General features: G+C 49.6%; 3 protein-coding genes and 1 pseudogene. 2 read left to right on the top strand and 2 right to left on the bottom strand.

The window, feature by feature from the left end; all coding sequences use genetic code 11:
• Both ACWKXN_RS22370 and ACWKXN_RS22375 read left to right on the top strand, forming a co-directional pair.
• On the top strand, positions 1–321 hold a 321-nt coding region (locus tag ACWKXN_RS22370), incomplete at its 5' end, for a phage tail protein (protein ID WP_454544378.1).
• Positions 321–917, top strand: coding sequence for a tail fiber assembly protein (locus tag ACWKXN_RS22375; RefSeq protein WP_048980215.1), 597 nt, complete (start codon positions 321–323; stop codon positions 915–917). The genes ACWKXN_RS22370 and ACWKXN_RS22375, both read left to right, overlap by 1 nt.
• Here the strand turns inward: ACWKXN_RS22375 and ACWKXN_RS22380 are convergent.
• Positions 901–1500, bottom strand: coding sequence for a tail fiber assembly protein (locus ACWKXN_RS22380; protein ID WP_454544379.1), 600 nt, complete (start codon positions 1498–1500; stop codon positions 901–903). The genes ACWKXN_RS22375 and ACWKXN_RS22380 overlap by 17 nt on opposite strands.
• Positions 1500–1835, bottom strand: a pseudogene (locus tag ACWKXN_RS22385) (phage tail protein); the annotation flags it as partial. The gene ACWKXN_RS22380 and the pseudogene ACWKXN_RS22385, both read right to left, overlap by 1 nt.

Genomic DNA, 1835 nt, shown 5'->3' on the forward strand with positions numbered 1-1835 from the left:
GCACTCAGATTACCTGATTTACGCGGTGAGTTTATCCGAGGCTGGGATGATGGGCGTGGGGTTGACGCTGGTCGCGGGCTGCTGTCATTCCAGGAAGGTACTATTGTTTCGGGCTTTGATGACAATGATACGGGGGATATCAGTTCAATCGGGTCATCCGACTATGGGTTTGGCGATGTAATAACCGCAGCACAATGGGAAAAGATCAAAGGAAAAAAATGGATCGGTAGTCCGGCAAATTCGCAACGCTACGATTGGTGGGCTTATGTTTCAGCCCGCCCCCGTAACATCGCATTTAACTACATCGTGAGGGCTGCATGATGGCTAAAGCTGAATTAAATCAGGACATGATCGCCACGATGGCAGGGGAAATCACCGTGTTTAACTACGATGGTGAGACGCGCGAATATATTTCCTCCTCGGTTGAATATTTGCCGGTCGGCGTCGGCATTCCGGCTAAATCATGCATTGACTCTCCGGGCGAAGACAAAGAGGGATTTACCATATGCCGGAAGGCAGATTTTACAGCTTGGGAATATATGGCTGATCACCGTGGTGAAACGGTATACAGCACTGAAACAGGCGAAGTGATTGTCATCACAGCACCGGGGGATTACCCTGACGGCACTACCACGCTGGCACCTGCGACATATCATGACACGTGGAATGGTAATGAGTGGGTGATTGATACTAAAGCGCAGCACGCGGCGGACGTGGAAGCGGCGGAGCAACAAAAAGTTGCGTTACTTTCAGAGGCGCAAACAACGATCAATATATGGCAGACCGAACTGCAGTTAGGCATTATCAATGATAAAGATAAGGCCAGCCTGATGCTCTGGCTGACCTACATAAAGGAATTGCAAGCTGTCATTCCTGACGCTGCACCAAATATCAAATGGCCTACACCGCCGGTTTAACAGGCCAGCTAACATCAGGAGCCGTCGACACATCGACGGCTTTAACCGCAGCTTTATAAGATATCCACGACGACAATTTCTTTTTATTTTCTTCACTTATATCGCCTAGCATCAGCTCTACTCGCCAGTCGGAGGTTAGGTCATCTGCATTAACGAGGAGTGCTTGTCGGTGTTGTTCTGCATCAGCAATATCACCTTGATGTTTTGCGGCAGAATCCGTGACCCATTTTTCTCCGTCCCATTTATCGTACGGTGATGCAGGTGCATTGGGCGTTGCACCTTCGGGATATTCCCCCAGTGCCGTCACTTCAACTTGTTGCATCGTCTCTGTGCTGTATACCGTTTCACCACGGTGGTCAGTGATATATTCCCATGATGAAAGGTCTTCTGTACGGCAAATGGCAAAGCCGGTTTTACCCTCTCCCGGAACATCAACGCAGGAATTTGCAGGAATACCTACCCCCACGGCGAGATACTCAACGCATGAAGACAGATATTCGCGTGTCTCACCATCGTAGTTAAACACGGTGATTTCCCCTGCCATCGTGGCGATCATGTCCTGATTTAATTCAGCTTTAGCCATCATGCAGCCCTCACGATGTAGTTAAATGCGATGTTTCGCGCACGAGTTTCAGTTGCAGTGCGGACTGCGCGTGATGCATCAAAAGACCAGTTACAGGCACCATATCCAACAGCAGGGCCGGGAGCAGGAGACAAACCAACGGAACCTAGCTGGTCGATTTGATTAAACGGACCAGTGTACATCGTATCTTGAAATAGCTGGGTTCTTCCCAACGTCCCGACAATATTTTGAATAGCATCCCCCTGAGCCGACAGTAAGCTACGCCCGGAATCAACTCCACGTCCATCATCCCAGCCACGGATAAACTCCCCGCGTAAGTCTGGAAGTTTCAAGGT

It is taken from the genome of Enterobacter sp. UPMP2060, from assembly GCF_053709655.1.

What these genes read in the sequence shown, in the direction of transcription:
- ACWKXN_RS22380 (WP_454544379.1), bottom strand. Translation starts at nt 1,500, where the DNA reads ATGGCTAAAGCTGAATTAAATCAGGACATGATCGCCACGATGGCAGGG.
- ACWKXN_RS22375 (WP_048980215.1), top strand. Translation starts at nt 321, where the DNA reads ATGGCTAAAGCTGAATTAAATCAGGACATGATCGCCACGATGGCAGGG.